An 876-nucleotide genomic window follows, 5' to 3' on the forward strand; every position below is an offset into this window, starting at 1 on the left:
GCAAGGCTTGGAGCAGGCCGCTCATACATTCGGGATCGTTAGATCGCTGAATCTCACAGGCGCATCTGTCGATATCACCATCGACTGCCTTGTTATGGGGTCTTTCCGCAGCTCTACATAAGAGCGATTGAACTTATGATTTTTATGGTGTGGTTAGCGCTCTGTAATTCACCTGTACTGAGCGATCCACGGGTCAGTCAACGAGGTGTGAGAAGAGTTCTATGACACCCTCGATCAAGAGAATCAACCCAGCTGGGGGACCAGTTCACTCACGTACTGTTCACCAATCGTCTGCTAAACTCTACTTGATATCACAGTGAACGGATTCGAGTCCGAAAGAAAGACCTAACCCATATACAGAATGGAAAATGGGATATGGCGCAGTTGTCTGCGTATTCTGAGGATCTGTATGAGCTGGTTGCCGCGCTCGACGACCGTGGAGTCTTCCGACCTGGTGAACGCGAAGCATGGGAGGAAGGAATCGACGATGCCGACGAGATAAGCGAGCTGAGAACAATCGAGGAAGCGCTCCACAAAGCGATGCTTGATCGCGAGGGTGTCAACGAGGTCGTCAGCAAGCACACAGCAGAGCGGACGCAGGCGTTTGTCTAACGCAGGGCGTCATAGAGCGGTTAGCATACTTCCCTTTGACCTCTCGAATTGTTCAATACAGGGGGCTCACGTACCAGCCGGCCCACATACTTATTTGCTACCAGCGAGGGACGTCGTGCGAAATATAGAGGATGTAGTCATACTCACGGACATAAATACGTAAACACATCTGGGATTTCGACCCGGTCGAGTGCAGAGAGAGCAGCCTCACGGAGATCGTCGAGTGTGTCAAACAGACGGTTCCCAAGTTCTTGATCAAGTTGT

The 876-nt window shown here is 51.1% G+C and carries 1 protein-coding gene and 2 pseudogenes; 2 read left to right on the forward strand and 1 reads right to left on the reverse strand.

Annotation, left to right across the window (positions count from 1 at the left end; translation table 11 throughout):
• Together EXE41_RS18570 and EXE41_RS18575 are read left to right on the forward strand one after the other, a co-directional pair.
• Positions 1-121, forward strand: a pseudogene (locus EXE41_RS18570) (IS1595 family transposase); the annotation flags it as partial.
• 254 nt (positions 122-375) lie between these two features.
• Positions 376-612: a hypothetical protein gene (locus EXE41_RS18575; RefSeq protein WP_137691792.1), complete on the forward strand. Its 237-nt coding sequence runs from the start codon at positions 376-378 to the stop codon at positions 610-612.
• A gap of 143 nt (positions 613-755) precedes the next feature.
• Here EXE41_RS18575 and EXE41_RS18580 read toward each other — a convergent pair.
• A pseudogene (locus tag EXE41_RS18580) lies at positions 756-876 on the reverse strand (IS630 family transposase); the annotation flags it as partial.

This window comes from Halorubrum sp. SD690R (assembly GCF_005435035.1).
In the GTDB taxonomy this organism is placed as follows: domain Archaea; phylum Halobacteriota; class Halobacteria; order Halobacteriales; family Haloferacaceae; genus Halorubrum; species Halorubrum ezzemoulense.